2 protein-coding genes are annotated in these 2,233 nt (G+C 77.0%); one reads left to right on the forward strand and one right to left on the reverse strand.

The genetic code is table 11. The features are described from left to right. Positions 1 to 1,265: MFS transporter (locus HCJ92_RS23740; protein ID WP_167935667.1), on the reverse strand; the 1,265-nt coding region annotated here is incomplete at its 3' end. 102 nt (positions 1,266 to 1,367) lie between these two features. Here HCJ92_RS23740 and HCJ92_RS23745 point away from each other — a divergent pair. Then, positions 1,368 to 2,233: ROK family transcriptional regulator (locus HCJ92_RS23745; RefSeq protein ID WP_167935668.1), on the forward strand; the 866-nt coding region annotated here is incomplete at its 3' end.

Here is a 2,233-nt window from a genome sequence, read left to right on the forward strand (position 1 = left end):
GCGGCGGGCAGGGCGAACTCCGCCCAGACCGACTTGCCGCCTTCCGGGAGCCGCCGGGTCCCCCAGTCCGTCGCCACGGCCGCTGCCGACGCCGCGCCCGTCGCGCCGGCCACCCGCCGGCCCCCGCGGCGGTCGCCCAGCACCCCGGCGCCCAGCACCATCAGCAGGGTCGTCACCGCGACGAACACGAACGACATCCGCAACGAGCCGAGCTGGCCGATCATCCCGATCAGCGTCGGCGCCACCAGCCCGGTGGTGTAGGTGATGGTGGCGACGCCCGCGATCGCCTGGCCCGGCCGCGGTCCGCTGCGGCCCGCGGCGGCGAACGCCAGCGGGACCACCACGGCGATCCCGACGCCCACCAGCGCGAACCCCGTGATACCGACCGCGGGCCCCGGTGCCAGCGCCACCGTCGCCGCCCCGACGGTGGCGAGCGCGCCGCTCGCGCGCACGGTGCGCACCGCGCCGAACCGGCGCACGACGGCGTCCCCGCACAGCCGTGCCGCCGCCATGGTGCAGGCGAACGCGGTGTAGCTGACCGCCGCCAGCGTCTCGGTCCCTCCCGCGACGTCGCGCAGGTAGACGCCGGACCAGTCCATGGAGGCGCCCTCGGCCAGCACCGCGCCCATCGCCACGGCGCCGATGAGCACCGCCGACCGCGGCGGCCTGCTGAAGCGGGGCGGCGGCTCCTCGTCGGGGGTGGGCCGGATGTCGAGCAGCCCCCGGCAGGCCGGCTGCGCCAGGGCGACCAGGACGAGTGCCGTGACCAGCAGATGCGGCCGGGCGTCGATCCCCAGGTGGACGGCGAGCACGCCGCCGGCCGAGCCGACCAGGGTGCCCACGCTCCACAGACCGTGCAGGCCGGACATGATGGAGCGGCCGTGCCGCTGCTCGACCTCGACGCCCTGTGCGTTCATCACCACGTCGGCCATGCCGGCGGTCGCGCCGAAGACGGCGAGCAGCAGCGCCACGGCGGCCGGGTGCGGGGCGAGCGCCGGCAGCGCGATGGCCAGGCACCAGAGGGTGAGCAGCCCTCGGACCGACGCCCGCGCGCCGAACCGGTGGAGTACGCCGCCGGCGAGCGGCATAGCCAGCGCGGCCCCGATCGCCGGGAAGGCCAGCAGGATGCCGAGCTGGCCGGTGCTCAACCCGTGGTGCTCGTGGAGCCACGGGATGCGGGTGGCGAACGCGCCGGCGGCGGCACCGTGCACCGCGAACACGGCGGAGGTCGAGCGGCGGGCGCGCCGCACGGGGGAGGGCTGCATGGGTCGTAAACTATCAGGAAGGTTGCCTGAAGATAAAGCCGCAGTCGTTCCCCGTGCTCCGCCGCCGAGGGCCGACCGCGGGGATCTGCGAGGATCACCGCCATGACACCCGTCCGTACCGCGACACCCCGTACCGCACGGGCCATCAACGACCGGATCGCGCTCGACCTCCTGGTCGAGCACGGGCCGTTGACCGCCACCCAACTACGGGACGCCACCGGGTTGTCGCGGCCCTCCGTCGCCGATCTGGTGGGTCGCCTCCAGGACGACGGCCTCGTGGCGGTGGTGGGTGAGGCGGGCACCGCCCGCCGCGGCCCCAACGCCCGGCTCTACGGGCTGGTCGCCGAACGGGCCCACGTGGCGGCGCTCGACATCCGCCTCGACAGCGCCGCCGTCGTCGTCGCCGACCTGGCGGGGCGGACGGTCGCCCGCGCCTCGCTCCCGCTGCCCGCGTCGAGCCGCGGCGGGGACTCCGCCACGGCGACCGCCGTCCTGGAGGCCCTGGACGCGGCGCTCGCCGACGCCTCCGTGGAGGAGTTGCACACGGCGGTCGTCGGCGCCCCCGGACTGGTCGACCCCGCGACCGGCGCCCTCAACCGCGCGGGCGGGGGGCTGCCCGCCTGGCACGCCGAACTGGTCCGGGGGCTCCCCGCCCGCACCGGCGCGCACGTCCGGGTCGAGAACGAGGTGAACCTCGCGGCCATCGCCGAACTCCGGGAGGGCGCCGCTCGTGACCGCGACACCTTCGTGCTGCTGTGGCTCGGCGGCGGCACCGGCGCCGCGGTGGTCCTGGACGGCGCGCTGCGCCGGGGGGCCTCCGGCGGCGCCGGTGAGATCGGCTTCCTCCCCGTGCCGGGCACCGGGGCGCTGCCCGCCCACGACGACTGCGCCGGCGGGCTGCACGCGCTGACCAGCGCCGCGTCCGTCCTCGCCCTCGCAGCCGACCACCGGCTCCCGCCCCCGCCGGC

The organism is Streptomyces spiramenti, from assembly GCF_012034385.1.
GTDB classification, from domain to species: domain Bacteria; phylum Actinomycetota; class Actinomycetes; order Streptomycetales; family Streptomycetaceae; genus Streptomyces; species Streptomyces spiramenti.